Genomic DNA, 553 nt, shown 5'->3' on the forward strand with positions numbered 1-553 from the left:
CCGGTTCATGGTTCAGCTACGGTGATACCAAGCTGGGGCAGGGCCGCGATGCGGTAAAATCGCTCATTAAAGACAACCCCGAACTGTCTGAAGAGCTCGAAATCGAAATCAAGGAAGCCATTAAAGAGGCTACTTCATAAAACTGAAAATCCCGCCAACCGGCGGGATTTTTATTATATCATATTTTGGCTATTACCCCTTTTTAACCATAGTTGCGCTGGCCTGTGCGGTTGGCAGCACAGTTAAGTCAGCAATATTTACATGGTAGGGGCGCGTAACCACAAAGGTGATAATGTCTGCAATATCTTCTGCTTTAAGCGGCTCATAGCCTTTATACACATTGCCTGCGCGTTCAGTATCGCCTTTAAAGCGTACTTCGCTAAATTCAGTTTCAACCAGCCCGGGGTTTATGGCCCCCACGCGTATGCCATATTGGTTTAAGTCCATACGCATGCCCTGGTTAAGCGCATCTACCGCATGCTTAGAGGCGCAGTATACATTTCCGTTAGGGTACACTTCTTTACCTGCAATAGACCCAATGTTTATAATATGG

Annotated in this window: 1 protein-coding gene and 1 pseudogene; one reads left to right on the forward strand and one right to left on the reverse strand. The window is 46.5% G+C overall.

The window, feature by feature from the left end; all coding sequences use genetic code 11:
• Window positions 1-140 (forward strand): annotated as a pseudogene (locus ABS768_RS17730) (recombinase RecA); the annotation flags it as partial.
• 52 nt (window positions 141-192) lie between these two features.
• Here the strand turns inward: ABS768_RS17730 and ABS768_RS17735 are convergent.
• The coding region (locus ABS768_RS17735; protein WP_408076263.1) for an SDR family NAD(P)-dependent oxidoreductase at window positions 193-553 on the reverse strand (361 nt) is incomplete at its 5' end.

Source organism: Flavobacterium rhizophilum, assembly GCF_046000485.1.
In the GTDB taxonomy this organism is placed as follows: Bacteria; Bacteroidota; Bacteroidia; order Flavobacteriales; family Flavobacteriaceae; genus Flavobacterium; species Flavobacterium rhizophilum.